General features: G+C 47.2%; 17 protein-coding genes. 8 read left to right on the forward strand and 9 right to left on the reverse strand.

Annotated elements, in window-relative coordinates; all coding sequences use genetic code 11:
• Positions 1-29 precede the first annotated feature (29 nt).
• The 4 genes from EYR25_RS13080 to EYR25_RS13100 all read left to right on the forward strand — a co-directional run bounded on the left by EYR25_RS13080 (position 30) and on the right by EYR25_RS13100 (position 3,190).
• Positions 30-959, forward strand: a complete 930-nt coding sequence (locus EYR25_RS13080) for a DMT family transporter (RefSeq protein WP_133180597.1) — start codon at positions 30-32, stop codon at positions 957-959.
• A gap of 888 nt (positions 960-1,847) precedes the next feature.
• Complete coding sequence (locus EYR25_RS13085; protein WP_133180599.1) at positions 1,848-2,285, forward strand: hypothetical protein; 438 nt, start codon at positions 1,848-1,850, stop codon at positions 2,283-2,285.
• Between the two features lie 136 nt (positions 2,286-2,421).
• Positions 2,422-2,751: a hypothetical protein gene (locus EYR25_RS13095; RefSeq protein WP_133180602.1), complete on the forward strand. Its 330-nt coding sequence runs from the start codon at positions 2,422-2,424 to the stop codon at positions 2,749-2,751.
• 106 nt (positions 2,752-2,857) lie between these two features.
• On the forward strand, positions 2,858-3,190 hold the full coding sequence (locus tag EYR25_RS13100) for a hypothetical protein (RefSeq protein ID WP_133180605.1): 333 nt from the start codon (positions 2,858-2,860) through the stop codon (positions 3,188-3,190).
• A 410-nt stretch (positions 3,191-3,600) separates the two neighbouring features.
• Here the strand turns inward: EYR25_RS13100 and phoU are convergent, their stop codons facing one another.
• From phoU to EYR25_RS13120, 4 genes are all read right to left on the reverse strand, one after another.
• Entirely contained in the window at positions 3,601-4,311 is a 711-nt protein-coding gene (gene phoU, locus EYR25_RS13105) for a phosphate signaling complex protein PhoU (protein ID WP_133180607.1), read from the reverse strand.
• A 127-nt stretch (positions 4,312-4,438) separates the two neighbouring features.
• Positions 4,439-5,257, reverse strand: coding sequence for a phosphate ABC transporter ATP-binding protein PstB (pstB, locus tag EYR25_RS13110; protein ID WP_011623310.1), 819 nt, complete (start codon positions 5,255-5,257; stop codon positions 4,439-4,441).
• A 33-nt stretch (positions 5,258-5,290) separates the two neighbouring features.
• Positions 5,291-6,949, reverse strand: coding sequence for a phosphate ABC transporter permease PstA (gene pstA / locus EYR25_RS13115; protein ID WP_011717614.1), 1,659 nt, complete (start codon positions 6,947-6,949; stop codon positions 5,291-5,293).
• A gap of 59 nt (positions 6,950-7,008) precedes the next feature.
• Entirely contained in the window at positions 7,009-9,267 is a 2,259-nt protein-coding gene (locus EYR25_RS13120) for an ABC transporter permease subunit (RefSeq protein ID WP_133180610.1), read from the reverse strand.
• A 199-nt stretch (positions 9,268-9,466) separates the two neighbouring features.
• Here EYR25_RS13120 and EYR25_RS13125 point away from each other — a divergent pair, with 199 nt between their 5' ends.
• The gene (locus tag EYR25_RS13125) at positions 9,467-9,967 is read left to right on the forward strand and encodes a glycine cleavage system transcriptional repressor (RefSeq protein ID WP_023267461.1); all 501 of its coding nucleotides are present in this window, start codon (positions 9,467-9,469) and stop codon (positions 9,965-9,967) included.
• Between the two features lie 60 nt (positions 9,968-10,027).
• Here the strand turns inward: EYR25_RS13125 and EYR25_RS13130 are convergent, their stop codons facing one another.
• Both EYR25_RS13130 and EYR25_RS13135 read right to left on the reverse strand, forming a co-directional pair.
• Positions 10,028-10,915, reverse strand: coding sequence for a DMT family transporter (locus EYR25_RS13130; protein ID WP_133180612.1), 888 nt, complete (start codon positions 10,913-10,915; stop codon positions 10,028-10,030).
• A 94-nt stretch (positions 10,916-11,009) separates the two neighbouring features.
• Positions 11,010-12,170, reverse strand: coding sequence for an alpha/beta hydrolase (locus EYR25_RS13135; RefSeq protein ID WP_039978309.1), 1,161 nt, complete (start codon positions 12,168-12,170; stop codon positions 11,010-11,012).
• A gap of 246 nt (positions 12,171-12,416) precedes the next feature.
• On the opposite strand from EYR25_RS13135, the gene EYR25_RS13140 reads away from it, so the two are divergent.
• Entirely contained in the window at positions 12,417-13,241 is an 825-nt protein-coding gene (locus EYR25_RS13140) for a DUF2797 domain-containing protein (protein WP_133180614.1), read from the forward strand.
• A gap of 139 nt (positions 13,242-13,380) precedes the next feature.
• Here the strand turns inward: EYR25_RS13140 and EYR25_RS13145 are convergent, their stop codons facing one another.
• Complete coding sequence (locus tag EYR25_RS13145; protein ID WP_133180616.1) at positions 13,381-13,983, reverse strand: DUF4136 domain-containing protein; 603 nt, start codon at positions 13,981-13,983, stop codon at positions 13,381-13,383.
• Positions 13,984-14,301: 318 nt separating this feature from the next.
• On the opposite strand from EYR25_RS13145, the gene EYR25_RS13150 reads away from it, so the two are divergent.
• Positions 14,302-14,895: a LysE family translocator gene (locus tag EYR25_RS13150; RefSeq protein WP_133180618.1), complete on the forward strand. Its 594-nt coding sequence runs from the start codon at positions 14,302-14,304 to the stop codon at positions 14,893-14,895.
• A 27-nt stretch (positions 14,896-14,922) separates the two neighbouring features.
• Positions 14,923-15,471, forward strand: a complete 549-nt coding sequence (locus EYR25_RS13155) for a DUF1415 domain-containing protein (protein WP_133180620.1) — start codon at positions 14,923-14,925, stop codon at positions 15,469-15,471.
• 74 nt (positions 15,472-15,545) lie between these two features.
• Here EYR25_RS13155 and EYR25_RS13160 read toward each other — a convergent pair whose 3' ends face one another.
• Positions 15,546-16,019: an NTF2 fold immunity protein gene (locus EYR25_RS13160; protein ID WP_133180622.1), complete on the reverse strand. Its 474-nt coding sequence runs from the start codon at positions 16,017-16,019 to the stop codon at positions 15,546-15,548.
• A gap of 98 nt (positions 16,020-16,117) precedes the next feature.
• The gene (locus tag EYR25_RS13165; protein ID WP_133180624.1) at positions 16,118-16,948 is read right to left on the reverse strand and encodes an SseB family protein; all 831 of its coding nucleotides are present in this window, start codon (positions 16,946-16,948) and stop codon (positions 16,118-16,120) included.
• Between the last annotated feature and the right edge of the window lie 212 nt (positions 16,949-17,160).

Consider the following 17,160-nt stretch of genomic DNA (forward strand, 5'->3'; position numbering starts at 1 on the left):
CAGTATTTGACAAGTCATCTGGAGTGGCGATGAAATCTGATCCAACGATAAAAGCAGTGATCCTGCTGATTATCTGCACCTTCTTTTGGGGAAGTTGCTTTCCCATTGGTAAACAAGTGTTAAGCGAAGTGCATGCCTTGACCTTAGTGTTCTGGCGCTTTGTGATTGCCGCGGCCTGTCTCGCTATCTACCTCAAACTCGTCCGTATGCCGAAATTGCACTTAAGCATCAATCAATGGTTGTGGATTATTCTGGTCAGCGCGGTAGGAATAGGCGGACTTAACCTTGGCCTGTTTACGGGATTGGCCTCAACCAATGCGACGAACGGCTCATTAATCATGGCCCTTAGCCCGCTGATCACATCATTAATCGCCTGTGTTGCCCTGCGTACTCTGCCATCGTTTGCCCAGTGCTTTAGTTTGCTGGTGAGCCTGACTGGCGTGCTGATGGTGATCACCAATGGGCACCTTGAAACCCTCTTCTCAATGCAGATAAACCACGGAGATAAATTGATATTTGGCGGCATGCTGGCCTGGAGTTTTTACACCTATTTCAGCCAAGGTATCAGCCGCTGGATGCCAGTCATCCCTTATACCTTTATCGGCATGTTGAGTGGCGCCACCGTGATTGGCGCTTTATGTTTGGCCTCGCCAGAGGTGCATCCCTTCGCAGAGCTAGTAAATAGTTCGGCGTTAGGCATAGCTGAAGTGGTCTATATCGGCGTATTTGGTACGGTGGCGGGCTATTTGTTGTGGTTAAATGGCGTGCGTCAGTTAGGCTCAGCCAACGCATCACTGTTTTTTAACTTTGTCCCCATCTTCTCCGTATTAACCTCATTTATGCTCGGCCAAGCCGTGACCGAGTTGCAACTGTTAGGGATTATCGTGGTTATTGCAGGTTTACTGCTACCGCGAATTGTACGGTTTAAGCGCGAACCCAAAGTGTGCCCTGAATCCTAGCCAAACCTCAAATAACATAATAAAGGCGGGAAGTTTCCCGCCTTTATTATTGGCATTAGCGCCTAGGATAAGTCATTTCAGTTATTGGGCTGTTTTGCTCCACCGTAAAAAAGCTTATCCCCCAAAGCGAGATAAGTTTGTCGTCAGGTGTGTAGGATGAATTGTCATTGTTTCCCCAGTGACACGCCGTGAATATGTCCCTATAGGCTCAACGGCGACATCCATGTCGCCAACGGTCACTGTTGCAACAATGGCAATCTTAACGACCATTGAACGGTTCATTTGACTAAAAAACTAATGCCCCAAAGCGAGATAAGTTTGTCGTCAGGTGTGTAGGATGAATTATCATTGTTTCCCCAGTGACACGCCGTGAATATGTCCCTATAGGCTCGACGGCGACATCCATGTCGCCAACGGTCACTGTTGCAACAGTGACAATTTTGACGACCATTGAACTGCTCATCTGACTAAAAGGCTAATGCCCCATTCCTTGTTTCGGTTCGTTGGCTCAATAGAAAACTCCTACTCTTGTTGCCATACAAAATCTCATCCATTTACCTAATGTTTGGACCTAACGTAAAGCGACTAACAATGTATGGGTATACAGTCGTATTTAAACTTAGGTGTTTTGGTATGATTTTCAGACAAAATCAGTGCGCACTAATTCCATCCGAAATAAATAAAACTCTATAAAATCAGGTGAATATAGTAACTGAATTTTAGTTAATAGGTTTGGAAAACGCGCATGCGCGTTTTTCCAGATGGTGTATTTGGCAGAAAGCTGATAAGTTCTTTGCATACAGATAGTTAACTGTGCGCGTTTTTACTGGTCCAACGAGGTAAACGCGCATGCGCACGAATAAAATGTTATGTTTTTAAGGAGATATCATGCAAGGGTATGAAATTGTACATTCTTCCCAAATTGATGGGGAATTTGAAGGTTTTGATGATGAGGTTTTGTTCCAATTAATGGATGGAACATGCTGGGTTCAAGATGAATATAAGTACTGGTATTACTACTCTTACTGTCCTCAAGTACATATTCTTCGACGTAATGGCAGGCTCTATCTTCAGGTTGATGGTCAAGATGAAATTGTTCCAATCCGTCAAATAGACGGTGTCATGAAAAGTAGAATAAATGGAGATTTCAAAGGCTGGGAAGGTGAAACATCTTATCAATTACAAAACGGACAAGTCTGGCAACAATCTCAATACAAATATCAGTATAAATATGCTCACCGACCTGAAGTTCTTATTTATAACCCAGGCGGTGGTAATGTTATGCATGTAGCTGGCACATCAGCAAAAGTACTGCGTGTAAAGTAAAAACATAACAAACTGTTTAAGAGTGATTCGCAACGCGTGGTATTTTTGCTATCCGTTGCGTTTAGTGTTTAAGGTGGTATGCGGAAGCTTCGGTATAGCGTTGCTCACACCTTAACAGGGCGTTAAGTGTAAAACCATGCTCCAGATAAACGAAGAAAAGTGGAACATATACGACCCAGATAGAATCCTTAGCTATAAACTGGAGGGATTCGATACTAGCGCATTGAAGTTTGGAGCTGATATCCATCCGAGAGAAGATATGATGCAGCTTACTCACAAAGAATCAAATTGTATTATAGATTTTGGGTACTACGGCTGTGAAATAAAACTGGATGGTTTTTACGCTGTTCATGTTATCGACGGAAATCTAGAGGAAGCTTGGTATCACCCTCTAGAAAGACATGAATCCATAGGTTTTTTGCAAGGTATTGCTAATGTACAAAACATGCTCGCCAAATACACTTAACAAGTTGCTCAAGTTCACTCCGGCCGCAAAAAGTGCGGCCTCCGCGGGACAACCTACACTAAGTTTCGGTAGCCCCTTAGTAATGCGTTATGCCTAAGGAGCTGTGATGAAGTTTTTAGCTGTCATAGCCATCTTGTTCTCTCTTCATGCGGAAGCTACTGAAGAGAAATTGCTGTGCGAACATAGAGAATTGCGTATTGAGCCAGATATGCAAATGAAGGAAAGTTTTTTCACTGGAAGTAATGCGGAGTCAGCTAAATCTGAATTAGAGAAGCTTGATTTAAGCAGCAATGATTTGATGATTCAGTTCGCCATTGAAAACAACAGCCGAATTGTGCGTGGCTATAAACTGCGAGCCAGAGCTATCGAGTCCGACAATAAGGAAGATATCAAATCTTTCTGCGATTTCTATGTGTCTGAGGCTTTCTATCACGACTAAAGGCAAACAAGGCGCAGTAACACGCAACTTACAAACTGCTATAGTACTTGGCGTTAATCCATAGAAATTTTTACCCGGAACTGACGAGTTAGAATTAAGTCTTTAACTCGAAAATGTCCCAAAGCGTGCTGAGTAAGATTATTAAGTCTACAGGCTACAGCAATGCTAAACAGGTGAGCTATGGTGATTAGCGAGACGACCGTCCGCCCACTGACGGGGCGGTCGAGCATCCAAGGAAGGACTTGCTGCGCGTCGTAGAGCAAACACCATGGCTCGTCCATCCTCATAACAAACAATCTCGCCAGCCTTCTTACCGTCTATTCATGGCCATCAACCAGTTAAACATCTAAACAAAAACGCTCTGCGGTTAGGCAGAGCGTTTGCGGATAAAGCCGTGTGATAAAAGGCGTTTAGTCCTTTAAATCCTTTTCCATATCTTCGTAGGAAGTATGGCGAACGTCTTTACCTTTCACGTAGTAAATAATGTATTCGCAGATATTTTTACAACGATCGCCGACACGCTCAACCGCACGGGCGGCCCAGAGTACGTCTAATACATCGGGGATTGAGCGTGGATCTTCCATCATGTAGGTCATTAATTGACGGATAATGCCTTCGTATTCACGGTCGAGCTTGGCATCTTCTTTGTGAAGTTCCAGCGCCGAATCAGCATCCATACGGGCTAAGGCATCGAGCGTTGAGTGCAGCATACGAATCGCATGGCGACCCATATTTTCAATGCTGACTAATAACGGTTGCTGATTATTCAAACGCTTATCTAATGCGGCCTTGGCAATACGCACGCAGGCATCACCGATACGCTCAAGATCGGCAATCGATTTTGAAATCGCGATGATCAGACGTAAGTCGCTCGCCGCTGGTTGGCGTTTGGCGATAATGCGGGTGCATTCTTCGTCAATCGAGACTTCCATGCCATTCACTTTGTGATCGCCGGTGATCACCTTTTGCGCTAATTCGGCATCTAAGGTGCTTAAGGCGTCGATAGCTTGCTCTAACTGACGCTCAACCAAGCCACCCATGGCGAGTACACGGTTACGGATATCATCTAACTCGGCGTTAAATTGCCCAGAGATATGTTTGTTTAAATTCATATTTTCCATTTGGCCAACCTTTTACTCAACTGTATCAACGCCTAGATGGAGTTTGCAATGCTTAACTCGGTTCTAGGCGGTGGCTTATTTCGTTAATCGCTTATCACTCACATCACCACTGCCAAAGGCAAGGTGATTAACCGTAACGGCCAGTAATGTAATCTTCGGTCTTACGTTTTTTCGGTGTGGTGAAAATAGTGTTGGTATCGGCGTATTCCACCAATTCGCCCATATACATAAAGGCCGTTTGGTCCGACACCCGCGCAGCTTGTTGCATGTTGTGGGTAACGATAACCACTGTGTACTTAGTCTTAAGCTCAGTGATCAGCTCTTCGATGGTTAAGGTTGAAATTGGGTCGAGGGCCGAAGTCGGTTCGTCGAGCAGTAAAACTTCGGGCTCGATGGCAATCGCACGGGCAATGACGAGACGTTGCTGCTGACCGCCGGATAAACCAAAGGCGTTATCGTGCAGACGGTCTTTCACTTCATCCCAAATCGCCGCGCCGCGTAGCGAACGCTCGGCCGCTTCGTCGAGTTCACGGCGGTTGTTAATGCCCTGCAGACGCAGACCATAAACCACGTTTTCGTAAATCGACTTAGGGAATGGGTTAGGACGCTGGAACACCATACCTACGTTACGGCGCAGGGCGGCAACGTCAATTTTTTTGTCATAAATATTTTGACCGTGCAGCAAAATCTCGCCGTCGATATGGCAATTGTCGACCAGATCGTTCATGCGGTTAATGCAGCGCAATAAGGTGGATTTACCACAACCGCTAGGGCCGATAAACGCCGTAACTTGCTTCTTTGGGATCTTCATCGACACATTAAACAGCGCTTGCTTGTCGCCATAGCGCAGGTCTAAGTTGCGGATCTCCAGTGCGGTATCGTTCTGGCTCAAGTTTGCTAAGTCAAAGTTGTTGGTTTTCATGGCTGTCGAATCTATAGAAATCATATTCAGTCCTAATACTTTCAGGATAATCGCTGATTAATGCTCAAGCGAACGATATTTTTCACGTAAGTGGTTACGCACACTAATCGCGGTTAAGTTCAGTGCCACAATCACTGTTACCAGCAAGAAGGAGGTGGCGTATACCAGAGGACGTGCCGCTTCAACGTTAGGACTCTGGAAGCCCACATCATAAATATGGAAGCCTAAGTGCATGAATTTACGTTCTAAATGCACGAACGGGAAGTTTAAGTCCAGTGGCAATGTCGGTGCTAATTTCACTACACCCACCAACATTAACGGTGCCACCTCACCCGCAGCGCGGGCCACGGCTAAAATCAGCCCCGTCATAATCGCAGGGCTTGCCATCGGGATCACAATCCGCCACAGGGTTTCGGCCTTAGTCGCGCCCAAAGCCAAACTGCCTTGACGCACCGCGCTAGGAATACGGCTTAAGCCTTCTTCGGTCGATACAATCACCACTGGCAGGGTCAGAATCGCTAATGTCAGCGCCGACCAAATCACCCCTGGCGAACCAAAGGTCGGTGATGGTAAGGCTTCGGCGTAAAACAGTTGGTCAATCGAGCCACCCATCATGTATACGAAAAACCCTAAACCAAACACACCGTACACAATCGATGGCACACCCGCTAAGTTGATTACCGCAATGCGGATCATCTTAGTGATTGGGCCTTTTTTGGCATATTCATGTAGGTAAATCGCAGCAATCACCCCGAATGGCGTCACGATAATCGCCATCAACAGCACCATAAACACGGTACCGAAAATCGCAGGGAACACGCCGCCCTCGGTGTTGGCTTCGCGTGGGTCGTCGCTGACAAAGCGGCCTAGTCCCACAAACCATTTACCGATTTTACCCATCAAGCCTAAGTGGTTGACGTAGGTAACATCAAGAACCGAATCCAGCTTAAGCTCGACCTCAACACCACGCATATCACGCACGATAACGGAGTCGCGCGCCGCTTCATCACGCAGGGCAAACAGCTCTTTTTCAAGCAGTTTATAGTCTTGTTCGAGCGCCACTTTCGCCGCAGCTAATTCTTGCTTACGGCTATCGGTCAACTCACCATCTAACTCGTAACGGCGCTCTTTTAAACGCAGTTTTTCAATCTTGTAGTTAATCGCACCAATATCTTGCTTTTGCAGTGATAACGCTTTGTCAGACAAAGCAACGGCACGGTCGATATGCTCCATTAAGGAGGATTCAAGCGCATCGTTTTTAAGCTCTAAGCGTTTACCGTTTTCAATCACGGCCACTGGGTAGCCATAAAAGTTACCGTTTTTAGCACGCTCGAGCATGGCCACATCGGCAGGCTCACTACGGCTGATAATGTCTGTTGCTAAAATCCAGCGGAAATCTAAGCCCACAAACTCACGGTTACCGGTTTTCACTAAGTAACGCGTCACAAACTCACCGGGTGGCTGTTTAAACACGTGGCCCGCGGCGGTTAAGCGTTCGGTTGGCACTTCTTCCCTATCGTAAATCTCACCGATTAAGGTTGAACGTGCGCCAGTGTTATCTTCGAGTTCCCATTGATAAATCGTTGCAGGCCAAAAGTAGCTTAATCCGCGCCATGCAATGAGCAGTAACAGGCCTAATACTGCAATCAAACTGATGCTCACCGCGCCACCTGTCATCCAAATCCATGGCGAGCCTGATTTTACCCACTTACCCATTGCACAAACCTCTCAAGGTCATTGGCGAAATAGTATTTAGTATCATTATCTTATCTCCATTACAGCGAGCTATAGCGGTCACGCAGACGCTGTCTTACCACTTCGGCAATAGTGTTAAAGAAGAAGGTAAATACGAACAGAACGAAGGCCGCGAGGAACAGCACACGGTAGTGCGAGCTGCCAATCGCTGACTCTGGCATTTCCACCGCGATGTTAGCCGCCAGCGTACGCATACCTTCAAACACGCTCCATTCCATGATGGCGGTGTTACCCGTTGCCATCAGTACGATCATGGTTTCACCCACAGCGCGGCCTAGACCCATCATCACCGCAGAGAAAATCCCCGGGCTTGCGGTCAACAGCACTACACGTGTCAGGGTTTGCCAAGGCGTCGCGCCCAGTGCCAAACTGCCGTTGGATAAATGGCGTGGCACAGAGAAAATCGCGTCTTCGGCAATCGAGAAAATCGTTGGAATAACCGCAAAGCCCATGGCGATACCCACGACCAGCGCGTTACGTTGGTCGAAGGTGATGCCTAATTCGTTAGTGATAAATTGACGAGTGTTGCTATCAAACAGCGCCACTTCAATCATCGGACTAATGGCAAAGGAGAACCAACCCACAAAGCAGATAACCGGAATGAGCATCAGCTCTTGATAGACTTCAGGCAGACGTTGTTTCCAAGTACCGGGTAATTTGCTCCAAGAATAGGCCGACACCAGAATCGCCGTCGGCAGCAGTACCAGCAGCACTAAGATGCCCGGCAAGTGCTCTTCAATCAGCGGAGCTAACCAAAGTCCGGCGAGGAAACCTAAGATAACCGTCGGTAAGGCTTCCATGATTTCAATCGTTGGCTTAACAATGCCGCGCACCTTTGGCGACATAAAGTAAGCAGTGTAGATGGCGCCCGCAATCGCTAATGGCACGGCAAAGAGCATGGCGTAGAACGCCGCCTTCATAGTGCCGTAGGCCAATGGCATTAAGCTAAGTTTGGCTTCAAAGTCATCGCTCCCCGAGGTGGATTGCCACACAAACTTAGGCTCTGGGTAACCTTCGTACCACACCTTATTCCACAGCGCGCTCCAAGACACTTCTGGGTGCGAGTTTTCCACGTGGAAGATATTCAGTTGCTTGTTCGCTTCGACCACTAGGCCGTTAGAACGGGGGCTAAAGCCCATGACACCTGGGTTTTTAAGGTCAAACTTTTCATCAAACAGTTCGCGCTCACTGGTGGTATACAGGAGTGATAACTCACCCTCAGGGCTCACCACGGCAAAACTTTTACGGTAGAACTCAGAGGCAATCGAGGCCACTGGCGCTAAATCGGTAAACTCACGGATCTCTTTGTATAAACGGCCTTTTGGACCATTCACTTGGAAGTACTGGGTCACTACACCTGAGTCGTAGCTCACCAGAATCGAGCTGGCACCGGCGAGTAAGGCAATGTTGTTAACCTTAGACTTTTCCTTTTCCGCATCGATTACCTGCATTAAATCCAGGCTTTCAACATCACGGATATTGTAGATAAACACCTTGTTGCCCATTTGCAGCATCAATTGGCGTTGATCCGGTGTCATCAATTGGTGTGCGACTTTTTTTGGTGCATCAGGTAACAGTGCGCCCGTGGTCGTCCATTCCACCTCTTCGGTCATCATGTTTTCTTGACCTTCGAGACGGCTTAAACGCCAAGCGCCATTGTCATCTTGGTAGGCGAAGCTGATTTTATCGTTGCTGTAACTAAAGGCTAAATGATGGATAGCGCTGCCCGACTCATCGATAGTGATCGGCGCTTCACCCGCGCTGTAACGCAGTTTTGGGGTAATAAGACGCTTGTTATCGGGATAGCTTAAGCCAAACTCAATCCCTACGATTAAAGCTTGGCCGTTACTTAAGCCAAGCGCGAAGCGTTGTTCACTCGGCGCAGCAACGGCGGCGCTGGTCACGCTCACACCAGCAGGTAATGGCGGTGTAAAACTGGAGAGTAAGCTGCCATCGGCAACCGTGTAGAAATCCACTTGGCCATCGGCGGCCACGCGATACATGACCTCATTTTGCTCGTCGGCACCAACCATCAGAGTCGCGACTTCAGCATGTTGATAACTCACGCTTTTTACCGGAGTCACATCCGCGCTGTCGAAAATGGGTTTAATCACGTACAGCAAATAGAAGAAGATCAACAATAAGGCGACAAACACCATAGTGCCGCCAATCGTGACCCCAATTTGAGCCGCTTTATCCTTAAATGCCCTGCGACTTGAACGTCCGCCTTTCAGCATACTTTGCGGCGCAGAACCAGGTTGAATGACCTGACTTTCCATTAAGAACCTCTATTATTAAAGCCTGTGAGTTTTTTCGCTAGGAATTGCGAAATGCTATGCTTACACTGTTTGAGCATAAACTGAGCAATAACAACACCCTTCATTCTAAGTGCGTTGAATTATATGACGCAAAGATGACAGTTGTGTTACACCCGATTTTAAAACAGGTGCCTTTTACAAAAAATAGGAGTCAGTCGCCATGCTACGATATTTAATCACGCTTCAAGCACCTGATAGAAAAGGATTAGTTGAACAAGTCGCCCACGCCGTGAGTCGCCATGGCGGCAACTGGTTAGACTCAGAGCTGCGCCATATCGACGGGATTTTTGCCGCCATATTGTTACTCGAGGTGCCTTCCTTGAAAATGGACGAGCTGATTGAAGCCTTGGAATGCATCGACGGCCTCACCCTCACCTATTCAAAAACCTCGGTCGCCTTCAAACCCATTAAGCGGCTAACCTACAGCCTAGTATCCTACGACAGGCCCGGATTAGTGCTGGATATTTCCAATCGGATCACCGCACTAGGTATCAATATCGAGCAGTTTAGCAGCCAGTTTGAGACCGCAGGCCATACCGGCATCGCCCTGTTTCGCGCCACCATTGGCTTAGGCTTAACCGACCTCGCCCAAGAGGAACAACTGGTGCAATCCCTTTATGCACTCGGTGATGACTTAGTGCTGGATAAACTCAGCCGTTAACCCTCAACTCCTTCAACAAAAAACGCCGCGGGCACTCCCTGCGGCGTTTTTTATGGCAAGCTAGCTGACTTTCTGGTGCCGAGACTTAATCAAATAGCGCAGCGGCACTTGGGAAATCAACATCCCCAGCAGCATCAAGCCGCAACCCAACAAGGCGCGCAGTCCTAGGCTTTCACCAAGGAACATAATACCGCCGATGGCCGCAAACACGGTTTCTAAACTCAAAATAATCGCCGCGTGCGCAGGATGTGCATGCTTTTGCGCCAGCACTTGCAAAGTGTAGGCAATTCCCACTGAAATCAGCCCCGCATAGGCCAGAGAGCCCCAGGCTGCAATCACCTTATCGACAATCGTCACCTCAATGGCCGCCGACACCAGCAGGCTTAATACGCCGCACACTAAAAATTGCATCATGGCGAGTAACACTGGCGAAATTCGCTTGGCAAAATGGTCCACCGCCAGAATATGCATGGCCCAAAACAGCGCGCCAATCAATTGCAACGTATCGCCATAACCGAGGTGAAAGCCGTCTTTAATACTTAAAAAATACAGCCCCACCACGGCGATACCACAGCCCACCCAAGTATTTGCACCGGTAGCATGTTTCAGCGCTAAGCCCAATATCGGTACTAACACGATATAAAGCCCTGTGATAAAACCCGCATTGGCCGCCGTGGTATAAAGCAGTCCCACCTGTTGTAGCGATGCGCCAGCGAATAACAGTACACCCACCACCCCGCAGCCAATGGCGAAGTCTTTGGGCGTACCGAGATGAATTTTGCCTTGCCGAGCCAAATACCACACCAGAGGAACGAGTGACACAGTACCAATTAAGAAACGTAGACCGTTGAATGCAAAGGGCGATAAATGCTCCATCCCTAAGGTTTGGGCGACAAAACCAAAACCCCAAATGGCGGCGGCGAGCAGGAGTAAAAAATTGGCTGGCAAGATACAGTCTCTATCATTGAAAAGGATGACAAGATTACCCAGATGCTGGGCGCTTGTCCAAATCTGTTGCGATACTGTTAGCGTTTAAACAGTGCTACTGGCGAGTTTTGCCTTGTAGACTGTTGGCCTGACTCAAGATTTCATTTAAAAACACTGAGTCAGATTGCTTTGCCAATTGCACCGCTTTGTTGGAAGCATCAATCGCGAGGGCGGTTTGACCATCAAGATCGTAGGCGGTTGCTAAGCTATCCCAGAGCACCTCAGACATAGGAAACACCTTTATCCCCTCCTGTAAAATCTCCACACCCCACGCCGTTTTTTGCTCATAGCTGGCCTTGAGACCATAGACATTGTACTGCTGGGCAGAAAGCGGAAACTCATAGCCGAAGACCGCCGTTTGCTGCTGATAAAACTGCTTTAACGCCTTTAGCGGCATCACCGCGATTTCGGGCACCGCATTCCAACCTGCAAACAGCGTCTTTAATGCCTCAACATTGCCGATAAGCGGGGTGCTGTCATGGGTTTCTTCGGGGAAGTGTTTATCAAACCATTGCAGCATGCGAGCTGAAGAATGCTTCACTGACGAGCTGTTACCCAAGGTATTTTGCAATTGGGTGATTTGGGCAGCAAAGGCGCTGGCCATCTCGTTGGGTTCACTGGCGATACTCAAAAACCAGCGCATGGGTTTTGTCCGTTTGGCGACGGCTAACTTAGCGGACTCCTGTACGAGCCAATTATTGTCCCACCAAAGGCTTGGGCTGATGGATATCGCCGCATTAAACCGGGTATCGGGCGTCAGTGCCACATAACTGCTGAATAGCCCAGCCATAGAGTGTCCCGACAGTATGTGGTAATCGGCCATGCGATATTTCTGGCCCAAGCTGCTGAGTAGTTCTGTTTCTAGAAACTGCCGATAGTTTTCAGCCCCACCGCTTCGGTCTTTAAACTGTTCTAATTGGGTCGGCGTAAACGACTTTAAACGATGATTCGAACTGACTCCCACGACAATCAACTCTGGGATAATGGCATAGCTACTTAAAAAGCCGACATTCGCGGCAATATGCTCAAATTGTGTCGAGCCATCCAAGACAACTAAAACGGGATAACGAAAATCGTTGGAATGACCATAGGTTTCGGGGAGTTTGATTTGCAAGTTAATGTCATCATTCAATATTTCAGAATGGATCTGCATCTTGTCTGTCTGCGCCATCACCTGCATCGACAGGAAAAAAATCAGTCCTAATACCATCCGCATCGTTAACCTCCCTAAATAATGGCAGCTAAGTTACTGGTTTTTATCAAGACACTCAAATGATTAACACTTTGACTAAACTAAATAACCCTCATTACGCCAAAATGGCATTAAGACTCTCAATCGAGAATTCCTATCTAAACTCGGCGGGATAATCTTGTATACTGCACGCCACGCAATGACGAATGCATAAGTGCGCTGGGATGTCTTACCAAACCCAGTGACACCATAAAAAAACTAGGAACACCTATGTTAGGAACGCTAAAAAAGCTGCGCGCACATTTAGATGAGGCGCAACAAGTACAGTATCAACTGGTTGTTGGCGACGAGTTGCTGCCACTGAATCCCTTAATTGGCAAGCCGCTGACTCTTACCCACACGGGTAACATCTTCTGCTGTAACTGCGGCAAAAAGACCAAAAAGAGCTATTCGCAAGGCCATTGCTTTGTGTGTATGCAAAAGCTCGCCAGCTGCGATATGTGCATTATGAAGCCCGAAACCTGTCACTTTGACCAAGGAACTTGCCGCGAGCCAGAGTGGGCGCAAAGCCATTGTTTTGTGCCGCATTATGTTTATCTATCCAATACTTCGGGCATCAAGGTCGGCATCACCCGCCACACCCAATTGCCTACTCGCTGGATAGACCAAGGCGCGACTCAAGGTTTACCGATTTTTAAAGTGTCGACACGACAAATCTCGGGTTTAGTGGAAGTGGAATTAGCCAAACTCATCAACGATAAAACCCACTGGCAAACCATGCTTAAGGGCCACGCCGACGATATCGACCTACATGCGAAGGCTGCGGAACTGATCCCGCAAATTGAGGCTAAGTTGCACGAAATCGGCATGCAAAAAGGCGATTACAGCATAGAGCGATTGCAGGAAGAAATTCAGGCTATCCATTATCCAATTGAGACCTTCCCGAAAAAAATCACTTCACATAATTTTGATAAGGAAGTCGTGGTCAGTGGAATTTTGCGGGGTATTAAAGGCCAATATCTGATCTTCGATACAGGCGTGATTAATATTCGTAAATTCACATCCTATGAAGTCAGCGTAGCGTTAGCTGACTAAAAAACTTTATGTCAATTGAGTGTGTTGGTGTCTCTGACAGCTATCAACACTTACATCGATATCAAAGACCCCTTTTTTTATGTCTACGATACCCATATCCCTAGTCCAGAGCATTAACTAGGGATATGGGCTGATAGCCCTATTGCACTGCATGGGTGGCGGGCAGCGATAGCAGCATTTCCTCGATTGAGCTATCGAAGCGGGCTTTGAGTTCATCCATATCTTTAATGTTGGCAAAGCCTTGGCCAAGGACTCGCCATATTATTTCGTAGGGTTGCCCCGCGATGCCCGTCGGTTTAAAAAAGCTAATCAGCACTGAGCCTTTATCGTATTTTTTAAGGTCAACACCTTGGTTCGATAAACCCGGCACTAAACCTGCGGCGGCGAGTATCTGCTCATCCGACATTTGTGTGCCCATGGCAACACCAAACCCTACTTGAAAATCTGCCAGCTGCGGATCTTCAACCCAGCGAAATCCCTTAGTAAGTAAGACTTTTTTTAGGGTGTCCTGCATATGTTGTAGGACTTGCTGTTTATCGAGTCTGCGATCGACAAAGATCTTCTGTAAGGTGGGATGCCAGGTATAGGTCATGGCACTCGGTGGTAGTTGGCTCAAATCCCCCGAGGTCACCACTGTGGTTCGTAGCGCCTGCGAATCTTCAACAGTCACACAGGCCGTGAGTCCTACTAGGCCGAAAGTCAGCAACGTCATTACACGCCATATGGTTTGCGTTAAATTCATACTCATTCCCTTATTGCTATTATTTTTGAAGCTTAAGGATAGTTATTATTCCCAAGACTGAAAGTCGATATACATCATAGTGTTAAAACGATGTTATCTACAAGCGTCAAAACTAAGTTGAATCTGGGCATTCGCCTCTTTCCAATTCGTTATGATTTGTTACTTTATAAAGCCCGAACTGTGTATAGGCGCAGCACCATTTACCCGCTAGAATGCCTCGCCTAGCGACTACTACTTGCATAGTCATGGCGCAACAATCGGGGAATACTCCGACTCACAATGCTAAAAACAACAATAAATAAGGTGTGAAAATTATCTATGGAGTTAATACTCGCTATCGCGTTGTTTGCCTTCTCATCGGGGATCACCCCTGGGCCTAACAACATTATGCTCATGACCTCTGGAGTTAACTTTGGCGTTAAACGCAGTATTCCGCATCTGATGGGGATTAGCCTTGGCTTTCCCACTATGATCCTCGCCATCGGCTTAGGCTTAAGTGCCCTATTTCAAGCCTACCCAATTATCCACCAAGTGATTAAAGTCATTGGGATTGTGTATCTTCTGTACCTGTCTTGGCTGATTGCCAACAGCAGTAGCAAGATGGAGGGCAAAAGCGTCGCTAAACCCTTTAGCTTTTTGCAAGCCGCCGCATTTCAATGGGTTAACCCTAAAGGCTGGATTATGGCCGTGGGCGCAATTGCCACTTTTACCTCGGTGCAACAGGATCTCACACCGCAAGTGATTACCATTGCCACGGTGTTTTTATGTGTGGCCTTTCCCTGCGCCGTGGTGTGGCTTGGGTTTGGCGTGGCGCTTAAACGCATTTTGAAAAACGAACGCCAACAGAAGATCTTTAATATCACTATGGCCATCTTGCTTGTGGCGTCTATCATCCCTATGATCGCCCCCTAATTTTGGCCGTAAGAGTTAAGCACTAGCATGAATGAGATAGAACTGATCACTCAACAAACCGATAACTGGGTGAAAAAAGTGATCATGAAATACAATATTTGCCCCTTTGCCAGACGTGAGGTGGAGCGTGGCAGTATTCGCTATCTCGTTGTTGAACAAACCAAAGTCAAGCTAGTGCTTAAGGCCTTGATTGAAGAATGCCAATACCTAGATGCCCACCCAGAGCACGAAACCACACTGTTTATTCTGCCGTGGGGTTTTGAGGGCTTTTACACTTACCTCGATCTCGTTGATATGGCGAATGACGCCTTATTCGACAACGACTATGAAGGCGTGTATCAGCTCGCGCATTTTCATCCCGACTATTGCTTCGAGGATGAACCACAGGACTCGGCCGCCAATTTCACCAACCGCGCGCCCTACCCAACCCTGCATATTATTCGCGAGACCAGCATGGAGTTAGCCCTTGCTAACTACAACGACCCCGAATCAATTCCCGAGCGCAATATTCAATTTTGTGAGCGTAAAGGTAGCGAGTTTTTTATTAAATTACTCGCCGAGTGCATGGGGAAATAGCTTTTATTTCAAAGTCATAAACTCAATAACTCTAAACTTAGGCTTTAGGACAGGTCGCACTGCTTTTCATCCAATCACAGGATTTGTGTGTTCCATTTCTCATTGCCATAGCGACGATTCTTATAGCTATCGATACGCCATTCATCGGCCTTTTTAAGGACAATAAACAGATACTCATCTTCGAAGTGAGTGTTGGTTTTGACATAGATTTCAGCTCTGCTCTTGTGTTTTAAGTTAACGAGCAGCTCAAGGGGATGGTCACAACCATTAAACTTTGAAGGAAAACCAAAGGAGTTGCGAACTTTACCGCCGTAAACACGGGGCTTATCGGTACAAAACCCATCGAATAAGGGGGAGATTTGTTCATTGAGCAGTGCAAACCAATCGGTCCGCTCTGCATAGTGGAACTCAGTTTCGGGCACGGCCTTTCTTAAGGCTTCTTCCTCTGCTTGATATTTAGCGTAGAGATTATTTTCGATCTCATTCCAACTTTGGCTGAAAGATAACACACGCTGTGTTAAATACGCTTTTAATTCAATGTCATTCATTGACTGTATTGACTCCTTTCTAGGTCGATTTATTTGCGAAGCAGAAGGAGCACTCATCGCACAAAGCGGCAACGCCATGCTCTTATCCTTAAAACAGCTTATTTAAACCAGCCTTTGATACTAGTCAGTAGTGAGCGGCTGTAAAAAGGCACCCCCTTGGCTTGGCAAAATGTCGCGATTGGCTCGACGCTGTCGCCATGTAAATGGTGCACTTTAATAGGCCAGCTGTCCTGCCCCAGTTGACGCTCGAGCAACTTCAGATCGCCACGAATACGATTAATATCCTCTAAGTTTTCAGCGGGTAACTGGATCACTAGGCTTAAGGCATGGTCCGAAGTACTACGAATAAAGTCCAAGCGTGACGATTCCAGCAGATAGGCCTTCTCGACAGTTTTATAGTTCGACAATAACCCTTTGAGCTGGGCGAAATGGGGATACTCATGGGGCTCGATATTACCAAATAACGAGAGCGCGCCCCTGTGCTCCACCAGCTCAAGCTGCGATGACAACATCAAGCGTACTTCGTGTGCATCCAAGGATTTCGACATATTGCTGTTAGGATTCAGCGCCATATCGCTCCCCGATTGCAGCAGCACTTGGAACAGCGTCTCGGCATCGAGCGTCATCACCCCATGGTGCGCAGTGCCTTCGCTCTTCATCAATTCGATAGCCTTATCGACGGCGGTTTGAGATGTGAAAATCGGCGTAAAAGGATGATCACTACCATCGTCGAGGGGGACATACCACTGCATGATGCCGATAGCCATCGCACCTTCGCCCGCCTCGGGCGCCTCAGTGCTACTCTCACTCAAGATAAACAGGGTTGATTGGCTAAGTTGTTGATAAAAATCGGCCGCATAGAGATTGTCTTGGAGGGCCTTCACAAAAATTTGTTCGAGTGGGGTTGTCGCTTCTAAGGTGTACAACATTGGCAAACTTCCTGTTATTAAGCGATTCAGTCCTTTACTATCAAAGAGTTAAAAATAATTTTTAGCCATTCGATTCACACTGACCTGATTAAATCGCGTTGGCATAGTAAAACATTGAGGGCGTCGAATCGAGCAAAACATCCCACAATTAGAATCAGAGCAGGCACTTAGCATTGTACCGAGCCTGCGCAGTCGCAAACTCGGCACTCAGG

Source organism: Shewanella decolorationis, from assembly GCF_004354305.1.
Lineage (GTDB): Bacteria > Pseudomonadota > Gammaproteobacteria > Enterobacterales > Shewanellaceae > Shewanella > Shewanella decolorationis.